The sequence below is a fragment of the Pseudomonas sp. NPDC088414 genome, from assembly GCF_044753325.1.
Taxonomy (GTDB): Bacteria; Pseudomonadota; Gammaproteobacteria; order Pseudomonadales; family Pseudomonadaceae; genus Aquipseudomonas.
Map to the genome: position 1 here is coordinate 20,350 of NZ_JBIVMY010000021.1, position 19,840 is coordinate 40,189.

Annotated in this window: 23 protein-coding genes; 9 read left to right on the forward strand and 14 right to left on the reverse strand. The window is 60.3% G+C overall.

From position 1 onward, the window contains the following. Window positions 1-10: 10 nt before the first annotated feature. The 4 genes from ACIP8I_RS17960 to ACIP8I_RS17975 form a co-directional block, all read right to left on the reverse strand. Window positions 11-1,174 (reverse strand): EAL domain-containing protein, encoded by a 1,164-nt coding sequence (locus ACIP8I_RS17960; protein WP_400762773.1) that lies wholly within the window; start codon window positions 1,172-1,174, stop codon window positions 11-13. 124 nt (window positions 1,175-1,298) lie between these two features. Beyond that, the gene (locus tag ACIP8I_RS17965; protein ID WP_400762775.1) at window positions 1,299-1,637 is read right to left on the reverse strand and encodes a hypothetical protein; all 339 of its coding nucleotides are present in this window, start codon (window positions 1,635-1,637) and stop codon (window positions 1,299-1,301) included. Further along, the gene (locus ACIP8I_RS17970) at window positions 1,634-2,020 is read right to left on the reverse strand and encodes a phage holin family protein (RefSeq protein ID WP_007969088.1); all 387 of its coding nucleotides are present in this window, start codon (window positions 2,018-2,020) and stop codon (window positions 1,634-1,636) included. The genes ACIP8I_RS17965 and ACIP8I_RS17970 overlap by 4 nt, the downstream gene beginning before the upstream one ends. A gap of 2 nt (window positions 2,021-2,022) precedes the next feature. Further along, the gene (locus ACIP8I_RS17975; protein WP_003226733.1) at window positions 2,023-2,337 is read right to left on the reverse strand and encodes a YqjD family protein; all 315 of its coding nucleotides are present in this window, start codon (window positions 2,335-2,337) and stop codon (window positions 2,023-2,025) included. Between the two features lie 305 nt (window positions 2,338-2,642). On the opposite strand from ACIP8I_RS17975, the gene ACIP8I_RS17980 reads away from it, so the two are divergent. After that, entirely contained in the window at window positions 2,643-3,851 is a 1,209-nt protein-coding gene (locus tag ACIP8I_RS17980; RefSeq protein WP_400762777.1) for an ammonium transporter, read from the forward strand. Here the strand turns inward: ACIP8I_RS17980 and ACIP8I_RS17985 are convergent. Further along, window positions 3,848-5,560, reverse strand: a complete 1,713-nt coding sequence (locus tag ACIP8I_RS17985) for a cation:proton antiporter (protein ID WP_400762778.1) — start codon at window positions 5,558-5,560, stop codon at window positions 3,848-3,850. The two genes, ACIP8I_RS17980 and ACIP8I_RS17985, sit on opposite strands and share 4 nt — an antisense overlap. Window positions 5,561-5,760: 200 nt before the next feature. Between ACIP8I_RS17985 and ACIP8I_RS17990 the strand changes: the two genes are divergently transcribed. From ACIP8I_RS17990 to ACIP8I_RS18000, 3 genes are all read left to right on the forward strand, one after another. Further along, complete coding sequence (locus tag ACIP8I_RS17990; protein ID WP_007969085.1) at window positions 5,761-5,997, forward strand: glutaredoxin family protein; 237 nt, start codon at window positions 5,761-5,763, stop codon at window positions 5,995-5,997. Window positions 5,998-6,164: 167 nt separating this feature from the next. Then, entirely contained in the window at window positions 6,165-6,482 is a 318-nt protein-coding gene (locus ACIP8I_RS17995; protein WP_003226726.1) for a transcriptional regulator, read from the forward strand. Between the two features lie 80 nt (window positions 6,483-6,562). After that, on the forward strand, window positions 6,563-7,453 hold the full coding sequence (locus tag ACIP8I_RS18000; RefSeq protein ID WP_400762780.1) for a pseudouridine synthase: 891 nt from the start codon (window positions 6,563-6,565) through the stop codon (window positions 7,451-7,453). A gap of 76 nt (window positions 7,454-7,529) precedes the next feature. Here ACIP8I_RS18000 and ACIP8I_RS18005 read toward each other — a convergent pair whose 3' ends face one another. Continuing rightward, window positions 7,530-7,751, reverse strand: coding sequence for a YgdI/YgdR family lipoprotein (locus ACIP8I_RS18005; RefSeq protein ID WP_007908660.1), 222 nt, complete (start codon window positions 7,749-7,751; stop codon window positions 7,530-7,532). 78 nt (window positions 7,752-7,829) lie between these two features. After that, window positions 7,830-8,429, reverse strand: coding sequence for a molybdenum cofactor guanylyltransferase MobA (gene mobA / locus ACIP8I_RS18010; protein WP_400762781.1), 600 nt, complete (start codon window positions 8,427-8,429; stop codon window positions 7,830-7,832). An 82-nt stretch (window positions 8,430-8,511) separates the two neighbouring features. Between mobA and moaB the strand changes: the two genes are divergently transcribed. Both moaB and glp read left to right on the forward strand, forming a co-directional pair. Beyond that, the gene (gene moaB, locus ACIP8I_RS18015; RefSeq protein ID WP_003226719.1) at window positions 8,512-9,051 is read left to right on the forward strand and encodes a molybdenum cofactor biosynthesis protein B; all 540 of its coding nucleotides are present in this window, start codon (window positions 8,512-8,514) and stop codon (window positions 9,049-9,051) included. Further along, window positions 9,035-10,261, forward strand: coding sequence for a gephyrin-like molybdotransferase Glp (glp, locus tag ACIP8I_RS18020; RefSeq protein WP_400762783.1), 1,227 nt, complete (start codon window positions 9,035-9,037; stop codon window positions 10,259-10,261). The genes moaB and glp overlap by 17 nt, the downstream gene beginning before the upstream one ends. 57 nt (window positions 10,262-10,318) lie before the next feature. On the opposite strand, the gene ACIP8I_RS18025 is transcribed toward glp, so the two are convergent. Next, a complete protein-coding gene (locus ACIP8I_RS18025) occupies window positions 10,319-10,627 on the reverse strand; it encodes a hypothetical protein (RefSeq protein WP_400762785.1) in 309 nt (102 codons plus the stop codon). A 318-nt stretch (window positions 10,628-10,945) separates the two neighbouring features. Here ACIP8I_RS18025 and yegS point away from each other — a divergent pair, with 318 nt between their 5' ends. Further along, on the forward strand, window positions 10,946-11,863 hold the full coding sequence (gene yegS / locus ACIP8I_RS18030) for a lipid kinase YegS (RefSeq protein WP_400762787.1): 918 nt from the start codon (window positions 10,946-10,948) through the stop codon (window positions 11,861-11,863). Here yegS and ACIP8I_RS18035 read toward each other — a convergent pair. From ACIP8I_RS18035 to ACIP8I_RS18045, 3 genes are all read right to left on the reverse strand, one after another. Next, window positions 11,847-12,506, reverse strand: coding sequence for a response regulator transcription factor (locus tag ACIP8I_RS18035; protein ID WP_007969079.1), 660 nt, complete (start codon window positions 12,504-12,506; stop codon window positions 11,847-11,849). The two genes, yegS and ACIP8I_RS18035, sit on opposite strands and share 17 nt — an antisense overlap. Next, on the reverse strand, window positions 12,503-13,396 hold the full coding sequence (locus tag ACIP8I_RS18040; RefSeq protein ID WP_367086174.1) for a sensor histidine kinase: 894 nt from the start codon (window positions 13,394-13,396) through the stop codon (window positions 12,503-12,505). Before ACIP8I_RS18040 ends, ACIP8I_RS18035 begins: the two co-directional genes overlap by 4 nt. 492 nt (window positions 13,397-13,888) lie before the next feature. Then, window positions 13,889-14,359 carry a hypothetical protein gene (locus tag ACIP8I_RS18045; RefSeq protein ID WP_367085255.1) on the reverse strand — a complete coding sequence of 157 codons (471 nt, stop codon included), beginning with the start codon at window positions 14,357-14,359 and terminating at the stop codon, window positions 13,889-13,891. Window positions 14,360-14,813: 454 nt separating this feature from the next. On the opposite strand from ACIP8I_RS18045, the gene ACIP8I_RS18050 reads away from it, so the two are divergent. Together ACIP8I_RS18050 and ACIP8I_RS18055 are read left to right on the forward strand one after the other, a co-directional pair. After that, the gene (locus tag ACIP8I_RS18050) at window positions 14,814-15,749 is read left to right on the forward strand and encodes a chemotaxis protein CheV (protein WP_095137331.1); all 936 of its coding nucleotides are present in this window, start codon (window positions 14,814-14,816) and stop codon (window positions 15,747-15,749) included. A gap of 191 nt (window positions 15,750-15,940) precedes the next feature. Further along, on the forward strand, window positions 15,941-16,747 hold the full coding sequence (locus tag ACIP8I_RS18055; RefSeq protein ID WP_400762790.1) for an MOSC domain-containing protein: 807 nt from the start codon (window positions 15,941-15,943) through the stop codon (window positions 16,745-16,747). A 72-nt stretch (window positions 16,748-16,819) separates the two neighbouring features. Here the strand turns inward: ACIP8I_RS18055 and ACIP8I_RS18060 are convergent, their stop codons facing one another. From ACIP8I_RS18060 to ACIP8I_RS18070, 3 genes are all read right to left on the reverse strand, one after another. Next, window positions 16,820-17,104 carry a pyrimidine/purine nucleoside phosphorylase gene (locus tag ACIP8I_RS18060; protein ID WP_003226701.1) on the reverse strand — a complete coding sequence of 95 codons (285 nt, stop codon included), beginning with the start codon at window positions 17,102-17,104 and terminating at the stop codon, window positions 16,820-16,822. Window positions 17,105-17,219: 115 nt separating this feature from the next. Then, on the reverse strand, window positions 17,220-17,762 hold the full coding sequence (locus tag ACIP8I_RS18065; RefSeq protein ID WP_400762792.1) for an exonuclease domain-containing protein: 543 nt from the start codon (window positions 17,760-17,762) through the stop codon (window positions 17,220-17,222). A gap of 70 nt (window positions 17,763-17,832) precedes the next feature. Beyond that, window positions 17,833-19,794 carry an acetyl/propionyl/methylcrotonyl-CoA carboxylase subunit alpha gene (locus ACIP8I_RS18070; protein WP_400762794.1) on the reverse strand — a complete coding sequence of 654 codons (1,962 nt, stop codon included), beginning with the start codon at window positions 19,792-19,794 and terminating at the stop codon, window positions 17,833-17,835. Between the last annotated feature and the right edge of the window lie 46 nt (window positions 19,795-19,840).

Below are 19,840 nucleotides of genomic sequence, written 5' to 3' on the forward strand. Positions count from 1 at the left end.
GCAAGCGGAACTACAAACCCGCGGCATCAATATCGATCAGCAGCAGGCGCTCGCCGTTATCGAAGAACTGGCCGGCGGTCAGGCAATACTGGTTGCTCGTGGCATCGCGGTAGGTGCTGGACAGGGTCAGGCGTCGCTCTTCCCAGCCCTCGGCGAGCAGATGATAGAAGTACGGACGCCATGACCAGTTGTGCCCCAGGTAGCGGTTGTCGGCGACCCAGCGGTTGTGCCGCCACTCAAGGTTGGGTGTGAGTTGGGTGCCATGGCGGTCGCACTGGTAGAACCGCAGCAACCACGGAAAAGCCTCCAGTTGCGGCAGCGCACTGAGCGGTGCGTGGGCCTGAGCCCAGGTCTGGAGGATCGCCATCAGTTCGCCGAGCTGCTGACGCATCTGCATCAAGCGCCCGCGTTCGGCCAGTTTCTGCCGCACGTAACGCTGGCGCAGTTCAGCGAAGCGCTGCACGAAGGCATCGGTTGGATAGAACGCCTCCTGCGCCCGGGCGAACAGGAAACCCTGAACGTAGCGCGAGCCGCATTCCAGGGCGAAATTGAGCTGGGCTTCGGTTTCGACGCCTTCGGCAATGATCCAGCAGCCGGTTTTCTCGGCCATTTGCGCCAGAGCCTTGACCACGTCACTACTCGGCCCGCCCAGCGCGGCAGCCTGAAACAGGCGCATGTCGAGTTTGAGAATGTCCGGCTGCAACGCCAGTACCCGATCGAGCTGCGAGTAACCAGCGCCAAAATCATCAATCGCAATCCGCGCGCCGGCCTCGCGATAGCGCGCCACCACCTCGGCCAGACGCTGATTGTTGCCACCCAGTTCAGTGATCTCGAACACAATGCGTTGCGGATCGACGCGGTGTCGCAGCATTTGTTTGAGGCTGGGCAATGGCTGATCGGCGCGCAGGCGACTGATCCAGCGCGGCGACATGTTCAGGCTGAGAAACCACTCGGCGGGGGCTTCATGCAGTCGGCTCAGGGCGTTGTCGCGGATCTGTCGGTCGAGGCGGCGCAGGGCGATGGCGGGTGTGCGCGGGTCGGCGAACAACGGCCCGACCGAGGCCAGTTGGCCGTCAGGCTGGCGCAGGCGACCCAATGCTTCAACGCCTGCGATACGTCCGGTAGCGGTATCGATGAAAGGCTGAAAGCAGGCGAGCGGTTGCCCGTCGATCACGGGGCCTCCTTAGTCGTTGTTGTTCTGGATGAACCCGCCGACCGGGTAGGCGCGCGGGATTGAACCTCTTGGTGAAGAGGTTCAATCCCGCGGATATTGCAAGAATGCAGCCAGATGCGCCGGCTTAGCGTTTGCCCGAACTCTGCATCACCAGCCTGATCAGCGGCCCGAGGCTGGTGCCCAAGCGAATCAGCCGGGTCAGGCCACCGACGCCACCGCTTTTCGCGCCCTTGCCGGTGATGAAGCCAAGCAGGGTCACGGCGGCCACGCCCCACAGCGGCGCGTGCTTGATGCCGAAACCGCCTTGCAGGCTTTGTGTCATGCCACGCATACGCTGCAAGGGTTGCAGCACTTGCCCGGCTTCGTGGCGGATTTCCTGACGATGCATTTCCATGCGCAGGCGAATCAGCGCCTTGCGCATTTCCCGGCGTGAGCTGTTGTGTGGCAATTCAGGCAGGCTCATGGCAACAGGCGCTCCCGATCGTTGGCCAATTCTTCCAGCGTGCCGTGGAAGGGTGAGGATTCATCGAAGACTGCTGCCTTGAGGCGCAACCCGCAGAAAGCGGCCGCCAGTGTGTAGAACACGCACAGGCCAATGATCGCGGCCAGACGATAGGTATCCCAGAACACGATCAGCACCAGCGTCGACAGACCGACCAGCAACAGCAGGGCAAACACCAGCGCCAGGCCAGCGAACAACAGCAGGCTGACGGTGCGTGCTTTCTGCTCCTGCAATTCGATGCCGAAGAGTTCGACATGGCTGTGCAGCAAGCCGAGAACAGCGGCGCCCAGACGCCGCGTGGAGGAAGTAGTGCCCGACCCCAGGCCGGATTCGCCGATCGACATGATCAGCGCCGCGTGGCCAGCAGGCCAATCAGAAAGCCTACCCCGGCAGCGATGCCCACCGATTGCCAAGGGTTGGCCGACACATAGTCTTCGGTGGCGGTGACGGCAGCCTGACCGCGATCACGCAGGGTGTCTTCGGTCAGCTTGAGGGTTTCCCGGGCGCGCAGCAGGCTGTCATGGATCTGATCACGCAGCTCATCGGCCTGATCGCCCGCCAGGGACGCAGTGTGTTCGAGCAACCGCTCGGTGTCGGCGACCAGAGTCTGGAAGTCGTTCATCAGGATTTCTTGAGCAGTCTTTGCCTTGATGCTGGCCATGGGTGGATCTCCGTAAGTGACGTCTGAAGCGTTCGAGTATGAGCCTTGCGCGAAGGTTCAGTACAAATGACTGGTACAGCTTTTGCTATGTCGTGGTGCGTCCTGTTGCCGCCGTGCGCTGTTGGCGGGCGGGCGTGCAGCAAAACCTTAACTCAAATAATCCTGGTTCGTGTCACGACATCAACCTTGTGCGCCAAAGCGGTTCATCGCAGCTTCACTGCGCGGACCGAGCGGTCGCAACTTGGTGCATGAATTGTCCGCGCGAACCGCTTTGGTGCCTTTTTAGCCTTCAGGTCTGCCTCTTTATGGAAAATCTGCAAAGCGCTGTGGACACGCTGGTCCACAGCTCCAACACGTTGTTCATTCTGATCGGTGCGGTGATGGTGCTGGCGATGCACGCCGGTTTCGCCTTCCTTGAAGTCGGCACGGTGCGTCAGAAAAACCAGGTCAATGCACTGTCGAAAATTCTCAGCGACTTTGCCGTTTCGACCATGGCCTATTTCTTTATAGGCTATTGGATCTCCTACGGGGTGACCTTCATGCAACCGGCGGCGGTGCTGAGTGCCGACCACGGTTATGGGCTGGTGAAGTTTTTCTTTCTGCTGACCTTTGCTGCGGCGATTCCGGCGATCATCTCCGGCGGGATTGCCGAGCGTGCGCGATTCGTTCCGCAGTTGTGTGCGACGGCGCTGATCGTGGCGTTCATCTACCCGTTTTTCGAGGGCATGATCTGGAACGGCAACTACGGTCTGCAAGCCTGGCTGACGGCACGCTTTGGCGCGGCGTTCCATGACTTCGCCGGTTCGGTGGTGGTGCACGCGATGGGCGGCTGGTTGGCGCTGGCGGCGGTTTTGCTGCTCGGTCCGCGCAACGGGCGTTATCGCGACGGGCGTCTGGTGGCGTTCGCGCCGTCGAGCATTCCGTTTCTGGCGCTGGGTTCGTGGATTCTGATTGTCGGCTGGTTCGGTTTCAACGTGATGAGCGCGCAGACCTTGCAAGGCGTCAGCGGTCTGGTGGCGGTCAATTCGCTGATGGCCATGGTCGGTGGTACGGTGGCGGCGCTGATCGTCGGGCGCAATGACCCGGGCTTCCTGCACAACGGCCCGCTGGCCGGGCTGGTGGCGATCTGTGCCGGTTCCGACCTGATGCACCCGGTGGGTGCGCTGGTGACTGGCGCGATTGCCGGTGCGCTGTTCGTCTGGTGCTTTACCGCCGCGCAAGTCAAATGGCGCATCGACGATGTTCTGGGCGTGTGGCCGTTGCATGGTTTGTGCGGGGTGTGGGGCGGGATCGCGTGCGGTATCTTCGGCCAGACTGCGCTCGGCGGTCTGGGAGGTGTCAGCCTGATCAGTCAGTTGATCGGCACTGCGCTCGGTGTGGTTGTCGCGCTGATCGGCGGATTCGCCGTCTACGGTTTGATCAAGGCCTTGCACGGCCTGCGCCTGAGTCAGGAGCAAGAGTATTACGGCGCCGACCTGTCGCTGCACAAGATCGGCGCGGTCAGTCAGGACTAGGCTTCCTTGTCTTCGGCACCTGGATAGAACCCATGCAACAGGCGATAGCGGTCGATGCGCACTTGATCGATCTTCTCCTGCACCTGATGCGCCGGCAGCCCGAGCATGATCAAGGCGTGGGAGGCGAGCATCAGGCTCGATTCCAATAGCTCCGGCACCACTTCGGTGGCGCCGGCGGCCTTGAGTTCGGCCCATTGGCTGTCGTCGCGAGTGCGCACCAGGATCGGTATCCGCGCATGAAGCCGGCGCGCTTCCTTGAGGATCCGCAGGCTGACATCGCTCTGATCCACGGCGATCACCAGCAGCCGCGCGCGCAACAATCCGACCGCGGTCAGCAGGTCGCCGCGCGACGAGTCGCCGTAATGCACCTCGCTTTCGCCGGACGCGGCTTCCTGCACGCGCACCGGATCGTTGTCCAACGCGATATAAGGCTGACTGGCATTGCGCATGAAGCGGCCGATGGATTGGCCGACACGGCCATAACCACAGATCACCACGTGCTGATCCAGACCGGCGTTGAGGGCGCTTATTTCCTCGATTTGCGCCTCCTGGTTCGGCTTGCGATGCAGGCTTGCGGCAATGCGCGGCGCGGCGCGCAACAGCAATGGCGTCAGCAGCATCGAACAGAAGGTGGCCGCGAGCAGCAGGGCGCCCAACTCGGCAGGCAGCATCTGGTTCTGTTGCATCTGCGCCATCAACGCGAAGCAGAACTCCCCGCCCTGTGCCAGGGCCAGGCCGCTGCGCCAGGCAGTCTCGTGATCGCTGCCGCGCCACTTCACCAACAGCGCGACGACCGTGCCTTTGATCAGCATCAGGCCGAGGCTCAGGCCGAGAATCAACAGGCTGTGACTGACGAATAGTTGCAGGTCGATCAGCATGCCGATGCTGACGAAAAACACCCCGAGCAGGATGTCGCGAAACGGCCGGATATCGGCCTCGATCTGATGGCGATAGTGGCTTTCGCCGAGCAGCATCCCGGCCAGAAATGCGCCAAGGGCAGGGGACAGGCCCAGCAGGTGCGTCAGCCAAGCGGTCAGCAATACAATCACCAGCGCCAGCAGCACGAACAGTTCCGCCGAACGCGACGCGGCCACCTCATGGAACAGCCGTGGCAGCAACCAGCGGCTGGCCAGCAACAGACCGAAAAACAGCACCACGGTCTTCACCAGCGTCAGCGGCAAGGCCCAGTACCAAGCTTGCGCGCTGCTCCCGGCGAACACCGGCACCAGGGTCAGCAGCAACACCGCGACCACGTCCTGAAACAGCAAGACCCCGACCGCGTTCTGCCCGTGACTGCTGAACACTTCGCCCAGGCTGCTCAACTCCTTGGTGACAATCGCCGTCGACGACAGCGACAGCCCGGCGCCAAGCAACAGCGCCGGGGCCAGCGGCATACCCAGCAGAATCAGCACCAGCCCGAGCACTCCGGTACTGAGCAATACCTGCTGACTGCCCAGGCGAAACACCACCTGACGCAGTGCGATCATTTTCGACAGGGAAAACTCCAGGCCCAGCGAGAACAGCAGGAATACCACGCCCATCTCGGCCACATCCGGCAGGTGTTCGCTCTCGTTGACCCAGTTGAAAGCGGTCGGCCCCACCATCAGGCCCACGCACAGATAGCCCAGCACTGGCGGCAAGCGCAGTCGGCGGAACAGGGCAATCATCACCAGGGATGAGGCGAGGATGATCAACAGGTTGGCAAACACAAAGCACTCCGATGTCAGGCTCAGGCTTCTCAAGCGTAGAGGCAAAAAGTCCGGGAGGATCGCCTGATTGGCTTTTTGCGGGCTGATTTGCGTCAGGGTTTTGCGAGTTTCCGGCCATGCCTGGGTCTTTGGGCAGCTGTCGCTCGACGGGTTTTCGAGGCAGGCCTAGAATGAACGCTCACTTTTCCGGTTGAGCGATCATGCCTCCTGAATGTCAGTTGTTCGGCACCTTGGGATGCCATTTGTGTGAGGTGGCAGAGGCCGAGTTGATGCCTTTTGTCGAGCACGGTCTGCTGGTCGAACTGGTGGATATTGCCGACGATGAATCCTGGTTCGAGGCTTACAGCCTGCGAATTCCGGTGCTGCGACGAGTTGACACCGGCGCGGAGCTGAGCTGGCCTTTCAGTGCCGATCAGGTTGTGGCCTTCCTGCGCTGAGCCTGTTTTTTCGGTGACGCGGCGTGGCTTTCCGCCGGTCGCGAGCGCGCATCCTTCCCTTGGCACTTTGCGGATTATTCGGTTACTGTATGTTCATACAGTAATTGGGTGAGCCTGCTGCTTTTGATGGCTTGAGCAGGTGAATCCGGCAGTCAGAGGGACGAACCGTGGTCAATGTCGAACAGTTGAAGAACAGCGTGAACCGGATGTCGGTTGACGTGGTGCGCGAGGCGGTCCTCGAATTGCGCCTGGACGGGCTGGTCACGGAGGGCAAGACGCCTTTCAACAAACTGCATTTCAACACCTGTTTTGCCGAGATCGAGGCGCTGTTCCAGCGTGCCGGTTATCACAAGCAACTGGATGTGGTCGGTTATCAGGGCTTGTTGTACGCCTTGTATGACCCGGGACGCTGGGAGGCGGTCGATGTGCTGCGCTGGCTCAAGGAATTCACCGAAGCCGCCGCGCTCAAGTCGATCCCGGCCTGAAGCGGGCGGTGGAATCGGCGCTAGGTTCGTATCGCTCAGTGTTGGATAATGCCGTCCTGCATTGAGGGTTCGATTTCCGTATGTCCACACCAACGTTTTCCGCTGCGCAGAATCAGGCCAGCACCCTTTACCTGCCGCCGGGGGCCTGGCTTACCGTACTGGATTGCCTGTGTGAGCATTTCAGTGCGATCAGTCGCGAGCAATGGCTGGACCGGATCGCCCGGGGCCGGGTGCTGGATGGGCAGGGACAGCCGATTGCGCTGGATCTGCCGTACAAGGAAGGGCTGCGTATTCATTACTTCCGTGAAGTGCCGGATGAAAAGCCGATCCCGGTGGTCGAGTCGATCTTGTATGCGGACGAGCATCTGGTGGTGGCGGACAAGCCGCATTTCCTGCCGGTGACGCCGGCCGGTGAATACGTTGAGCAAACATTGCTGCGTCGTCTGATCCGCCGCCTCGATAATCCGCATCTGGTGCCACTGCACCGCATTGACCGGCACACGGCAGGCTTGGTGATCTTTTCGGCTAACCCACAAACCCGCTCCGCTTATCAGTCGCTGTTCCCTACGCGGCAGATCGATAAACGTTATGAGGCGATCGCCCCTGCGCTGCCGGAGCTGGAATTTCCCCTTGTACACAAAAGCCGTCTGATCGATGGCGAACCGTTCTTCCGCATGCAGGAAGGGCCAGGCGTCGCCAATACTGAAACGGCTGTGGAAGTCCGGGAAAAGAACGGTGATCTGTGGCGCTACGGCCTGTATCCGGTGACTGGCAAGAAGCATCAGCTACGCGTACACATGACCGCGCTGGGGGCGAGTATCTGCAACGATCCGTTCTACCCGGATGTGTTGAAAGACGTTGAGGATGATTACGCCAATCCGCTCAAGCTGCTGGCGCAGGGGTTGCGCTTTATCGACCCGGTGACCGGCGAGGAGCGCGAATTCGAGAGCCAGATCACCTTGCAATGGTGACGCCACTCACTTTGCAGCGCCCATGAAAAAGCCCGCATCAATGCGGGCTTTTCTGTATCCGGTGTCGACGTAAAGATTACAGCTCTTTAACGGTACGAACCTGATCCTTGTTGATGCGGGTCTCTTTGCCGTCCAGTTGCTTGAACTCGTAGAAGCCCGAATCGTCATCGTATTTCGGGGTGTCGACGGCCTGGATTTCGCGACCGTCATTCAAGGTGATCACTGTTGGCGACGAGCAACCAGCGAGGGTAGCCAGGCCCAGTGCGAGCATGAAAGTGGCGAGGGTCCGTTGAGTCATGAGTGTGTCTCCGAATGGGAATACTTTTGGTTACTGAGCTTGAGACGTGTACAAGGCGTGAGAGTTCCTTGAATGCTGTCAGTCTGACACAGTGTTATGTGTATTTAACAGTTCGGGGGTGTTCAGGTTGGCCAGTCGCGGGTCATTGTCCGGGCATTGCAGGGCAGTCGCACCGAGGTTGCGCATGACCCTTCCGGGGCTCCGTTCACCCGCGCTCCAGGCGTTTTCGAACATGGGCAGAAGCGCGACAGGGATCACGCAAAGCAGGGGTTCCCAGTGGTCGTCGTGACGCAACATTAAAGGTTTTTCAGGAAACTGGCTGGCGGTTTCACGCATGTCCCGCAATAGCGCTGCGTCAATTCGCGGAACGTCGCAGGGCAAGACCAGCAAGTGTGACAGACGGGCGGCCCTGAGGCCGGCAAGGATCCCCGCCAGCGGACCGGGGAAATCGCTCTGTTCATCGCTCACCAGTTGATCGGCGTACGCGGCATAACGCTCGCGATTGCGATTGCAGGAGATGATCAGGTCGGCGGTCAGCGGCCGCACCTTGCTGTGCAAGTGCGCAATCAGCGGCTCGCCCTGCCATTCGATCAGCCCCTTGTCCTGGCCGCCCATGCGCTGGCCGCGTCCGCCCGCCAGGAGCAGAATGGAACAAGGGAGCGGTGTACTTTTGGTCATGGCAGTTCTCCGGCAGGGCGGCGAAAAATTCAGGCGCTGTGATATAACACCGAGCTGTTTCTCCTACAACTGGACGAGCCTGATGAAAGCCAAGGCCGATGTACCTTTTGCGCCGCTGAACATTGCGGTGCTGACTGTCAGCGATACCCGAACCCTGGAAACCGACACCTCAGGCCAGGTCTTCGTCGACCGCCTGACTGCTGCCGGTCACCGTCTGGCCGAGCGGGTCTTGCTCAAAGATGATCTCTACAAGATTCGCGCGCAAGTTGCCCACTGGATTGCCGAGGACGTGGTGCAGGTTGTGCTGATTACCGGTGGCACCGGCTTTACCGGACGTGACAGCACGCCGGAGGCAGTCGCTTGCCTGCTCGACAAACAGGTCGACGGTTTTGGTGAGCTGTTCAGGCAGATTTCGGTGGCCGATATCGGCACCTCGACTGTGCAGTCGCGGGCACTGGCCGGTCTGGCCAATGGCACGCTGGTGTGCTGCCTGCCAGGTTCGACCAATGCGGTACGCACCGGTTGGGACGGGATTCTGGCTGAACAGCTGGATTCGCGGCATCGCCCGTGCAACTTCGTTCCTCACTTGAAACAGGCGGCGCCTTGTGAATCCCGTGGGTAAGCCGGGCAAGACCGGCAGCCTGATGCCTGTCGAGGAAGCGCTGGCCCGTCTGTTGCAAATGGCCGAGGCCACGCCGATTGTCGAGCGCGAGTTTCTGCCATTGGCCGAGGTGCAAGGGCGGGTGCTCGCCGAAGACCTGGTTTCGACCCTGGATCTGCCGCCCTGGCCAAACAGCGCCATGGATGGTTATGCCCTGAATCTGGCCGACTGGACCGGCGAACCGCTGCCGGTCAGCCAGAAAGTCTTTGCCGGGCAGGCGCCTGTACCCTTGAAGCCCGGCACTTGCGCGCGGATCTTCACCGGCGCGCCAGTGCCCGCCGGAGCCGATTGCGTGGAAATGCAGGAGAACGCCGAGGTTCAAGCCGACGGCAGTGTGCGTTTCATTGAAACCATGAGCGTCGGCCAGAACATTCGTCCGCAGGGCCAGGAAACCACCGTGGGTGAGTTGATTCTGGCTGCAGGTACCCGGCTGGGACCGATCGAGCAAGGTCTGGCGGCGTCGCTGGGATGTGCCGGGCTGAATGTGGTACGCAAGGTCCGAGTGGCGGTGCTGTCCACCGGCGATGAACTGGTCGAGCCGGGCCAGCCGCTGGGGCCGGGGCAGATCTACAACAGTAATCGGGTGGTGTTGTGCAGTTGGTTGCAGCGCCTGGGTTGTGAAGTGGTTGATGCCGGTATTCTTCCGGACGATCTGGCGACCACGCGCGCGCGCCTTGGCGACTTGCAGGGTGTCGACCTGATTCTCTCGACCGGAGGCGTGTCGGTTGGCGAGGCGGATTTTCTTGGCATCGCGTTGCGGGAAGAGGGCGAGCTGGCGCTGTGGAAACTGGCCATCAAACCGGGCAAGCCGCTGACATTCGGTCATTTTCGCAAGGTGCCCGTCATCGGTTTGCCGGGTAACCCCGCTTCGACACTGGTGACCTTTGCTCTGCTCACGCGGCCTTACTTGTTGCGGCGTCAGGGTGTACAGGATGTCGAACCTCTGAAGTTTACGGTTCCGGCAGATTTTGTCTGGCCTGTTGCCGGCAATCGTCGCGAATATCTGCGCGGTCGTCTTGAGCAGGGGCGGGCAATTATCTACCGCAATCAAAGCTCCGGCGTGCTGCGCAGCGCGGCCTGGGCGGATGGCCTGGTGGAAGTGCTGGAGGGCCGTACGCTGGTAAAGGGTGATGAGGTTGGATTCATTCCACTGAGTGACCTGCTCGGCTGACGCGCGGCTGGTAACTGCAGGCTCGACCGATACTGCGTCGATGCCTGCATTTCTCTGTCAATGGCTCATCAGCGTGACCAGCTGGTCGAACCGGCTATTGGCAACCCACCCCAGCAATCCCAACACCACTGCCGTTGCACCTGCCGAATAGGCGAGACGGTGCTTGATGGTCTTTACATCACCACGCACTTCGTCCATATCGCGACGAATGTATTTGAGGTGGGTTTCCAGTTCGGTCACACGCGGTTCCATATCAACTTCTCCAGCGGTTTTGGCGCTTTTCTTGAAATCGGATTTGTGACTGGCGCGACTTTCATTGAGCGGGGGGACCGAACGGGTGTGAACTCTGGCTTCATGGCTGAGCATCGGAATGTCCATTGGCGGTTGTAAATGTAAGCGCGTCGGCCTTCCCGTCCTTCCAGCTGTTACTAGCTCCGAGGGTGTATCCACTCATTACCTGCACATCCTTGTGTTGTGAAATCGAAAATTGATACCGCCTGCACACGGTGAATCAATGAGCGGGCCCGGTCAATTGAGCCGATTCCTCACATGTTGTAAGAAAAAATACCGCCGTGTAGGACGCGAGAGACCAGTCGCCTGAATTAAATGGAATTATTGCGGCTTTTTTGCGTGCGCCAGTGGTCAAGATGTTTCATACCGATTCAATCGTGGGGAGTAACCGTTATGAGTGAACGCAGGGCGCTGTTGATTCTGCATGGCAAGCAGGCACTCAACGAGGCGGTTCGCGCCGCCGTCGAAGCTAAACGCAAACAAGGCTGGGAGTTGGCGGTACGTCTGACCTGGGAGGCCGGTGACGCTCAGCGCCTGGTGGAAGAGGCACTGGCGGGTGGCTATCGGCAGATCATCGCCGGGGGCGGTGATGGCACCTTGCGCGATATTGCTGAAGCCCTTGCGGCGCATGCGCACAAGGCCAGTCTGGTGCTGTTGCCGCTGGGCACGGCCAACGACTTTTCCCGTGCGGCGGGGATCCCGCTGGAGCCGGCCGAGGCGCTTGAGCTTCTGGATGTACCGCCGCGTGACATTGATCTGGGCGCTGTCGGCGGACAGATTTTCCTCAACATGGCGACCGGCGGTTTCGGTAGCCAGGTCACGGCCAATACGTCGGAGGATCTGAAAAAAGTGCTGGGCGGGGCCGCCTATCTGTTCACCGGTCTGTCGCGCTTCAGTGAGTTGCACGCGGCCTACGGCGAACTGCAGGGGCCGGACTTTCACTGGAGTGGCGAGCTGCTGGCGCTGGGGATCGGCAACGGCCGCCAGGCGGGTGGCGGACATGAGTTGTGTCCGCAGGCACTGGCCGATGATGGCCTGCTGGATATCAGCATTCTGCCGGCTCCGCAGGAGTTGGTGGGGACACTGAAGACCCTGCTAAGCGACGGTTTCGGCCTCGACAATATGTTTGTCCGGGCCCGCCTGCCCTGGGTCGAAATCAAGGTTGCCGAAGGCCTGAGCATCAATCTTGACGGCGAGCCGCTGGAGGGCGACAGCCTGCGCTTCGAGGCGCGTCCGGGAGCCTTGCGGGTGCACTTGCCCGAGCATTCGCCGCTGTTGGGCGGTAACCGCTCGATCAATCGTCCAGGCTGATAATCTGCTCGCGCACCGCGAACAGCACCAGGCCCGCCACATCGTAGATCTGCAGGCGCTTCATGATCTGCGAGCGGTGGGTTTCGACGGTCTTGATGCTCAGGCCCAGGCCGTTGGCGATCTCGCGGGTGGATTTGCCGCGTACGATCAACCGCAGGATTTCCAGCTGACGGGCCGTCAGGTTGTGAGAGTCGGCCACTTCCGGCTGGTTTTTCTGCGTGCGGGTCAGCGCCTGATTGATCACGGTGTGGGCGATCGCCGGGCTCAGGTAGCGCTCGTTGTTGCGCAGGGCTTCGAGGGCATGTTCCAGCTCGGTGGCCGTGGTGTCCTTGAGCAGATAACCATGTGCGCCGGACTCCAGCGCCTGCATGATCAACGCCGGATCGGTGTGCATCGACAGAATCAGCACCTTGCTTTGCGGGCGCACCCGCTTGAGCCGTTGCAGGGCTTCCAGGCCACCGGTTTCCTTCATCGAGATATCCAGCAGCACGATGTCGGGCGCCAGCTGCTCGACCATTTCGAGCAACTGCGAGCCATCGCTGGCTTCGCCAACGACCGCGTAACCGGGAATGTCGAGCACCAGAGCGCGCACGCCGGCCCTGATCAGCGAGTGGTCATCCACCAGAAGTAAGTTACAAGTCAACGCATAACCTTATTCGTACTGGCCCGTTCGAGTGCACGGGGCGCCCAGGGGAACAGTGCTTCGATTTGAGTGCCTTTGCCCGGCTCGCTGATCACGTTCAACGTGCCGCCCAACTGTTCGATCCTTTCGGCCATCCCGGCCATCCCGCGTTGTCCTTCGCGACCCGGATCCGCGGCAGGCGCAAAGCCTTGGCCATCGTCGCTGATCAGCAGCGTCAGACCTTTTGGCAGGCGTTGCACGCGGATCAGCAGGTTGCTGGCCTGTGCGTGGCGCAGAATGTTGGTGACCGCTTCCTGAGCAATGCGAAAGGCGGCGACCGCCATTTCTTCCGGAATACCGTTGAGCCGCTGCTGGCAATCGAGGCTCCAGTGCACCGACGTGTTCGCCAGAGTCTTGAGCAGGTGCGCTCGCAGACTGGCTTCCAGCCCGAGACTGGTCAGTTGGCGCGGATTGAGAATGGCGGAAACGTCGCGCACCTTGTTGAGGGTTTCTTCAAGGGTGTCGCAGAGTGTCGAGCATTGCGCTTGCAAGTCGGGTGGCAGGCGTTTTTTCAGCCATTCGCTTTGCAGCTTGGCCGCTGTCAGTAACTGCCCGATGTCGTCGTGCAGTTCCCGGCTGAGACGGTGGCGTTCGTTTTCCTGGACTTCCAGCAAACGGTCGGCGAGTTCCTGAGGCTGGAACTTGATCGATTTGCGCGACAGTCGATATTGCACCCAGACGCAAGCGGTGGCGGCGATATTCAGCAGCAACAACCCCAGTGAAAGTGGTGCCGAAAAACCATAGGTCAGCAGGCAGCCGACGGTGGCGGTGACACACAATACGAGTGTGAACCGGCGTGCATTTTCCCGGGACGGTGGCCATGTGGTGATTGACTTGAGGCTGGCGTACATAACGGATGGAGCCAATGGATGTTCGCTGCGGGTAGACCGGCCGGTGGCGGGCCGATCTCTGTCTGAAAATGCTGTCAATTATGTTGTTGGTTTTAACCAGGTTCAGTGAACGATGTTTGACCGCCAACTTCGGTGGGTGACTGTCAGTGAATCACTGTGCCATTAATTGAGAGCAACTAATGGCCGGCATAATACCACTTAAGATACCGTTGGTCGCGTTTGCCATATATGTCCAATGAGTCAGGAAAGACGCCATGTTGGACGTGGGTTCCATAATGGAAAAAAGGCGCTTTATTGTGTTCGGCAGATATCGATGTTACTCGAAGTTGATCATTACTCGGACACAGGTAAACCCTGAGGCCGCGGGAAAATTTCCGCTGGTGTCAGGTGTGATTATTTAATTCGAATTGTCGCTGGCAGGTATGAACTATTCATTTGCGACATTCTGCGCTTCGGATCAATGACCTTGACGTGTTCAGGGCCAGCCCTGAATCAGGCCTGACGTTCCGAATAAGACATGAGTGGTAGCGTTCGAGTCGCCAGTGGCGGCCGAAATTCGCTCTGACCGACCTGGAATGCGAAGGCTTCGATCAGGGAGGTCTGTTCGCTGGTGTCCAGGCTCAACTGGCCGGTATTGTGATCGACCAGTTCGATCTGCCAGGCCATCAGGGTGAAGCAGTCTTTGAGCGCATCCAGGGCCTGTGCATGCAGATCGACAGGATCCGGCGCGTGATCGAGCAGGCTGTGAATATGCAGGGAGAATTCGGAGATCGCCTCCAGTGCCAGTGCTTCAGCCCGGCTCGCAAGTTTGAGCAGAGTACTGCGCATGCAGTCGATGGCGTCCTTGTCATTGCTGATCAGTTGCAGGTGGCTCAGGCATTCTTCGGACTTGGCCAGGAGCGTTTCAGCTTCGACGAGAAATTCGGGAAAGCGTTGTGCCCAGTCTTTACGGTCGATTGGCATGCTTATCTCCACAGCGTCATGTCTGATGAGGGAATGCCGTGTGTGTCGACGATCATGCACCGTCGGGAGATCGCGCCCCGCCGTGCAAGTGCACTGGCTGAGGTTTTCCAGAGGGTGGGGTTCCACTGACCTGCGATCGCACACAATAGCCTGACTCCGTTCATGCAATGAGAATGGCGTCACATTAATGGCTATTGGATATTGCGAACATCAGGTTGGGCCTGATTGTTACTAGGGGATTCCCTTACGCGCGGGAACCTGTGGCGCAAACCGTGGTCGCGCCAGAAGAGAATGTAGCAGATGAAAACACCGAGCCAGTAAACCATGATGTTAATGTGACATCAATGCCCGTATGTGGCATTTTGATGGTGAATTTTTTGGGGATCAAGAATCGCCATAAACAGCCGATAACCCCTCAATAGTGAATTCATCAGAACAAGCCCAGGAGTCATTGATGGCCGGCATTCTCGACACGGTAGACCAACGCACGCAACTGGTGGGTGAGAATCGCCTGGAAATTCTCATGTTTCGCCTGGCCGGACGCCAGTTGTTCGCGATCAACGTGTTCAAGGTTCAGGAAGTTCTGCAGTTGCCGAAGCTGACCCTGATGCCGCAGCGTCACCCGTTTGTCTGCGGCGTGGTCAACCTGCGTGGGCAGACGCTGCCGGTGATCGACCTGTCCCAGGCGATCGGCATGCGCCCGCTGGTGCCGGGCCCGAACAGCACCATCATCGTCACCGAGTACAACCGTTCGGTACAGGCTTTCCTCGTCGGTGGCGTGGACCGCATCGTCAACATGAACTGGGAAGCCATCCTGCCGCCGCCGACCAGCGCCGGACGCCAGCATTACCTGACCGCGATCAGCAAGGTCGACGATCAACTGGTGGAAATCATCGACGTCGAGAAAGTCCTTGCCGAAATCGTCCCGTACAACGCCAAGGTTTCGCGCGACAAGCTCGACGATCCGGTACTGGAGCGTGCCCGTGGCCGTGAAGTGTTGTTGGTGGACGACTCCAACGTCGCGCTCTCGCAACTGCGTGACACCCTCGGCCAGCTCGGGGTGAAAATGCACATCGCCAGCGATGGTCTGAAGGCGCTGAACATGCTCAAGGGTTGGGCCGATACCGGCGTGAACATGACCGACAAGCTGCTGATGGTGTTTACCGACGCGGAGATGCCGGAAATGGACGGTTATCGCCTGACCACCGAAATTCGCAACGACCCGCGCCTGCGCGGTCTGTACGTGGTGTTGCACACCTCGCTGTCCGGCAGCTTCAACGACTCGATGGTGAAGAAGGTCGGTTGCGACAACTTCCTCTCCAAGTTCCAGCCGGACAAACTGGTCGATGTGGTGCGTCAGCGTCTGATGCTCGATGAAGTGCCAGCCTGACCGCAAAGCCACGCCGCCCCTGTAGGAGCTGTCGAGTGAAACGAGGCTGCGATCTTTTGATCTTTAAAGCCAAAGTCAAAAGATCGCAGCGTGCCGTAGCTCCTACCTTGTCGTGCAGTGCTCGAACTCAGGCTTTGATTCGCCGATAAAGCTCGTATAGGGTGGCATTTTTGCCCATCAGGAAGCTGGACATGTTGCGTCTGAGCGCGCTCTATCGTTACCCGTTGAAATCCGGCAAGCCCGAGATTCTGCAATCGATTGGCCTGGACAAACTCGGCCTTGAAGGTGACCGACGCTGGATGCTCGTGGACGAGGCCAGCGGCCGCTTCCTGACGCAAAGGGCCGAGGCGAAAATGAGTCAGCTGTCGGCGCTGTGGAATGCGCAGGGCGGTCTGACCCTCAGTGCGCCCGACCACGCCGCGCTGGATATTCCGTTGCCGGAGGACGATGCCGAGCTGCGCGGCGTGACCATCTGGCGTGACACCTTGCGCGTGCCGGATGCCGGTGATGCAGCGGCCCGCTGGGTCAGCGATTTCATCGGCAAGCCGACCCGTCTGGTGCAGGTTCCCCTAGATCGCGCGCGTATGACGCAGGCCGGTTACGGCCGCGAGGATGATCAGGTGGCATTCGCCGACGGTTTCCCGTTGCTGCTGATCGGCGAGGCGTCACTTGAGGATCTGGTGCAAAAGGTCGGACGACCGCTGGAGATGTTGCGCTTTCGGCCGAATCTGGTGATCGAGGGCAGTACGGCGTTTGCCGAAGATGGCTGGAAGCGTATTCGCATCGGCGATGTCGAGTTTCGGGTGGTCAAACCGTGCTCGCGCTGCATCCTGACCACCATCGATCCACAAACCGGCGAGCGCAGTGCTGATCGCGAGCCACTGGCGACCTTGCAGAAATACCGCGCCCAGGCCGATGGTGCGATGTTCGGCCAGAACCTGGTCAACGACAGCAATGGTCGTCTGGAAGTCGGTATGCCGGTGGAAATCCTCGAGTAACCGAAGCCGGAAATGAAAAATGCCCGTGTCCATGGACACGGGCATTTTTTTGCACCGGGAAAAACCGTGGGCTTAGCCGCGGTATTCGCACAGGTAAGCGGTATCAACGGCGACTTTCAGCTGGAACTTGCTGTTGGCCGGAACGTTGAACTGGCTGCCGGCGGCGAAAGTTTCCCAGTCGCTGCTGTCCGGCAATTTGACGGTCAGCGCGCCGGAAACCACGTGCATGATCTCGCGCTGAGCGGTGCCGAATTCGTATTCGCCCGGGGCCATGACGCCGATGGTCGCCGGACCTTCAGCGGTGCCAAAAGCGATCGACTTGACGGTGCCGTCGAAGTACTCGTTGACTTTGAACATGGGCGATTCCTCTCGAAAAGGGCAAAAAAAGGGTTAAAAAAGGCTGGCCAGTATGCACAACGCTCCGGGCGCCGTCACCTGCCCGGAGCGTGTCCGGCGGGTTCTCGCCCTGACTTCAGAGTGGCAAGACCAACGGCAGCAACCGCGCGGTATTGCGCGCATCTTCCAGGGCCCGGTGCTGTTGACCGCTGAACTGCATGCCGGCCAGTTGCAACGCACCGTTCAGGCCCAGTGGCCGCTCCAGGCGGCGGGCTTTGGCAAAGCGCTGTTTGAGGTTCATGTGCGGTACCCGGCTGAGCAGACTGTCGAGTTGCAGGCGCTGCCATTCCTGGAGCAACTGCTTGCGGTCGTAATCGCCCCAACTGGCCCAGCCTTCGAGGCGTTTCTGATGTTGCCCAAGCCAGCGTTCAAACGCCGGCCAGACTTCGCTCAATGGCTGTGCGGCATCGATGTTGGCCTGGGTGATGTGCGTGAGTTCACGGCAAAACGGCGTCAGCAACGGCCGCCGGGTCGGTTTGACGAACCGTTGAAAGTGATCCTGCTCGCGACCGGCACGATCGACCAGCGTCGCGCCGATTTCGATGATTTCCATTTCCGTAACCGGCCAGCCACCTTCATCTGTGGTGGCTTCCAGATCAATGACCAGCCAATGGGGCATCGCAGGTTTCCTGATTTACGCGTCCTGATAGATCAGAGCGTAGTCAAACCTTGCGTTTGCGCCTGGCGACTCACTCGACCTGCAACAGAACCTGACGATTTTTTACCTGATCGCCGACCTTGACCTGCATCCGCTTGAGCACGCCGTCGATGCCGGCCTTGAGCGGATGCTCCATTTTCATTGCCTCCAGCACCACCAGCAACTGACCCTTGCTGACCGGACTGCCTTCGCTGACCAGCACGTCGACGATGGCACCGTCCATCGGCGCCTTCAGTGTCCCTGAGCTGACGCTGCTCTGACTGCTGATCAGCGCATGAGTTCGATCCTCCAGGCGCAGGTTGCCGGGGTGGGTGAACAGCCAGAGTTCTTCGCCATCGATCCGGTAGGCGTGACGTTGGCGCAGGCCGTCGACTTCCAGCGTCACCGCGCGCCCGTCGCAATTGATGACGGTCAGTACCAGTGCGCGTTGCATCACGTTCACGGTGAAGCGGTTATCGCCGCCCGTGTGCAGTTGCACGCTCCAGTCCTGCTGTTCAAGCCCGAGGCGGTAATCGAGGGGTACGCCGACATTGTTGCGCCAGCCTTTGAGCGGCGCACGATGCGCCTGTGCGCCGGCCTGATAAAACAGCACGGCGGCAATCGCCAGTTCTTCGGCGCCGGGTGCGTAAGTCTGCAGGCAGGGATGGTCAGTGAAATGCTGTGCGATGAACGCGGTGCTGAATTCGCCGCTGATGAACTGCGGATGCTGCAGCAGGCTGACCAGCAAACGCTGGTTGCTCTGGACGCCGAGCAGCACGCTGTCCTGCACCGCGCGCAACAGCTTGCGGCGCGCCTCTTCGCGGGTGGCGCCGTGGGCGATCAGTTTGCCGAGCATCGGATCGTAGAACGGGCTGACCCACTGACCTTCGCCCAAGCCGTGATCGATCCGCGCGCCCGGACTGACTGCCGGTTCCCAGGCCTGTACACGACCGGTCTGCGGCAGGAAATTCTGCGTCGGATCTTCGGCATACAAGCGCACTTCCATGGCGTGGCCGTTCAGCGCGAGCTGATCCTGAGTCAGCGGCAGCGGCTGGCCTTCGGCGACGGCCAGTTGCCAGGCGACCAGATCCTGCCCGGTGATCAGTTCGGTCACCGGATGTTCGACCTGCAGACGCGTGTTCATTTCCAGAAAGTAGAATTGCCCTCGGGCATCGAGCAGAAACTCGACGGTGCCGGCACCGACGTAATTCACCGCTCGGCCAGCCTTCAATGCCGCTTCGCCCATGGCCTCGCGCAACTCGCGGGTCATCACCGGGCAGGGTGCCTCCTCGATGACTTTCTGATGGCGGCGCTGCACCGAGCAGTCGCGCTCGCCGAGATAGATCAGGTTGCCGTGACGGTCGCCGAACAGTTGCACCTCGACGTGCCGTGGTTCGATCAGCGCCTGCTCGAGGATCAGCTCGTCACTGCCGAAACCGTTCAGCGCTTCGGAGCGGGCGGTGCGCAATTGCGCTGGTAAATCTTCGCTTCTGTGCACCAGACGCATGCCACGCCCGCCGCCGCCGGCACTGGCCTTGATCATCAACGGGTAGCCGATGCGCTCGGCTTCGCGCAACAACGTTGCGTCGTCCTGCGCGGCACCTTGATAGCCGGCGATGCAGGGAACACCAGCGTCGAGCATGGCGATTTTCGACAGGCGCTTGCTGCCCATCAGTTCGATCGCCTCAGCACTCGGGCCGATAAAGGTCAGGCCGGCCTCTGCGCAGGCGCGGGCGAAGCCGGCATTCTCCGAGAGGAAGCCGTAGCCGGGGTGGATCGCGTCGGCACCGCTACGCCGGGCGGCGTCGAGGATTGCCGGGATGTTCAGGTAAGACTGCTGCATCGGAGCCGGGCCGATGTTCACCGCTTGATCGGCCATCTGCACGTGCAGGGCATCGGCGTCGGCATCGCTGAATACGGCGACGGTGCGATAGCCGAGGGCCTGGGCGGTGCGCTGGATGCGGCAGGCGATTTCACCGCGGTTGGCGATCAGGATTTTGTGGATGGCGGGCATGGCTGTTCCCTCGGAATTTGCGGTGTCGGTGCTGGCCTCTTCGCGA

Excerpts from the sequence above, each read along its gene's own strand:
- ACIP8I_RS18040 (WP_367086174.1), bottom strand. The coding sequence starts at position 13,396 with ATGTACGCCAGCCTCAAGTCAATCACCACATGGCCACCGTCCCGGGAA.
- ACIP8I_RS18055 (WP_400762790.1), top strand. The coding sequence starts at position 15,941 with ATGTTGCGTCTGAGCGCGCTCTATCGTTACCCGTTGAAATCCGGCAAG.
- yegS (WP_400762787.1), top strand. The coding sequence starts at position 10,946 with ATGAGTGAACGCAGGGCGCTGTTGATTCTGCATGGCAAGCAGGCACTC.
- ACIP8I_RS17980 (WP_400762777.1), top strand. The coding sequence starts at position 2,643 with ATGGAAAATCTGCAAAGCGCTGTGGACACGCTGGTCCACAGCTCCAAC.
- ACIP8I_RS18025 (WP_400762785.1), bottom strand. The coding sequence starts at position 10,627 with ATGCTCAGCCATGAAGCCAGAGTTCACACCCGTTCGGTCCCCCCGCTC.
- ACIP8I_RS18000 (WP_400762780.1), top strand. The coding sequence starts at position 6,563 with ATGTCCACACCAACGTTTTCCGCTGCGCAGAATCAGGCCAGCACCCTT.
- mobA (WP_400762781.1), bottom strand. The coding sequence starts at position 8,429 with ATGACCAAAAGTACACCGCTCCCTTGTTCCATTCTGCTCCTGGCGGGC.
- ACIP8I_RS18045 (WP_367085255.1), bottom strand. The coding sequence starts at position 14,359 with ATGCCAATCGACCGTAAAGACTGGGCACAACGCTTTCCCGAATTTCTC.
- ACIP8I_RS17975 (WP_003226733.1), bottom strand. The coding sequence starts at position 2,337 with ATGGCCAGCATCAAGGCAAAGACTGCTCAAGAAATCCTGATGAACGAC.
- ACIP8I_RS18050 (WP_095137331.1), top strand. The coding sequence starts at position 14,814 with ATGGCCGGCATTCTCGACACGGTAGACCAACGCACGCAACTGGTGGGT.
- ACIP8I_RS17990 (WP_007969085.1), top strand. The coding sequence starts at position 5,761 with ATGCCTCCTGAATGTCAGTTGTTCGGCACCTTGGGATGCCATTTGTGT.
- ACIP8I_RS18060 (WP_003226701.1), bottom strand. The coding sequence starts at position 17,104 with ATGTTCAAAGTCAACGAGTACTTCGACGGCACCGTCAAGTCGATCGCT.
- ACIP8I_RS18070 (WP_400762794.1), bottom strand. The coding sequence starts at position 19,794 with ATGCCCGCCATCCACAAAATCCTGATCGCCAACCGCGGTGAAATCGCC.
- moaB (WP_003226719.1), top strand. The coding sequence starts at position 8,512 with ATGAAAGCCAAGGCCGATGTACCTTTTGCGCCGCTGAACATTGCGGTG.
- ACIP8I_RS18005 (WP_007908660.1), bottom strand. The coding sequence starts at position 7,751 with ATGACTCAACGGACCCTCGCCACTTTCATGCTCGCACTGGGCCTGGCT.
- ACIP8I_RS18065 (WP_400762792.1), bottom strand. The coding sequence starts at position 17,762 with ATGCCCCATTGGCTGGTCATTGATCTGGAAGCCACCACAGATGAAGGT.
- ACIP8I_RS17965 (WP_400762775.1), bottom strand. The coding sequence starts at position 1,637 with ATGAGCCTGCCTGAATTGCCACACAACAGCTCACGCCGGGAAATGCGC.
- ACIP8I_RS17970 (WP_007969088.1), bottom strand. The coding sequence starts at position 2,020 with ATGTCGATCGGCGAATCCGGCCTGGGGTCGGGCACTACTTCCTCCACG.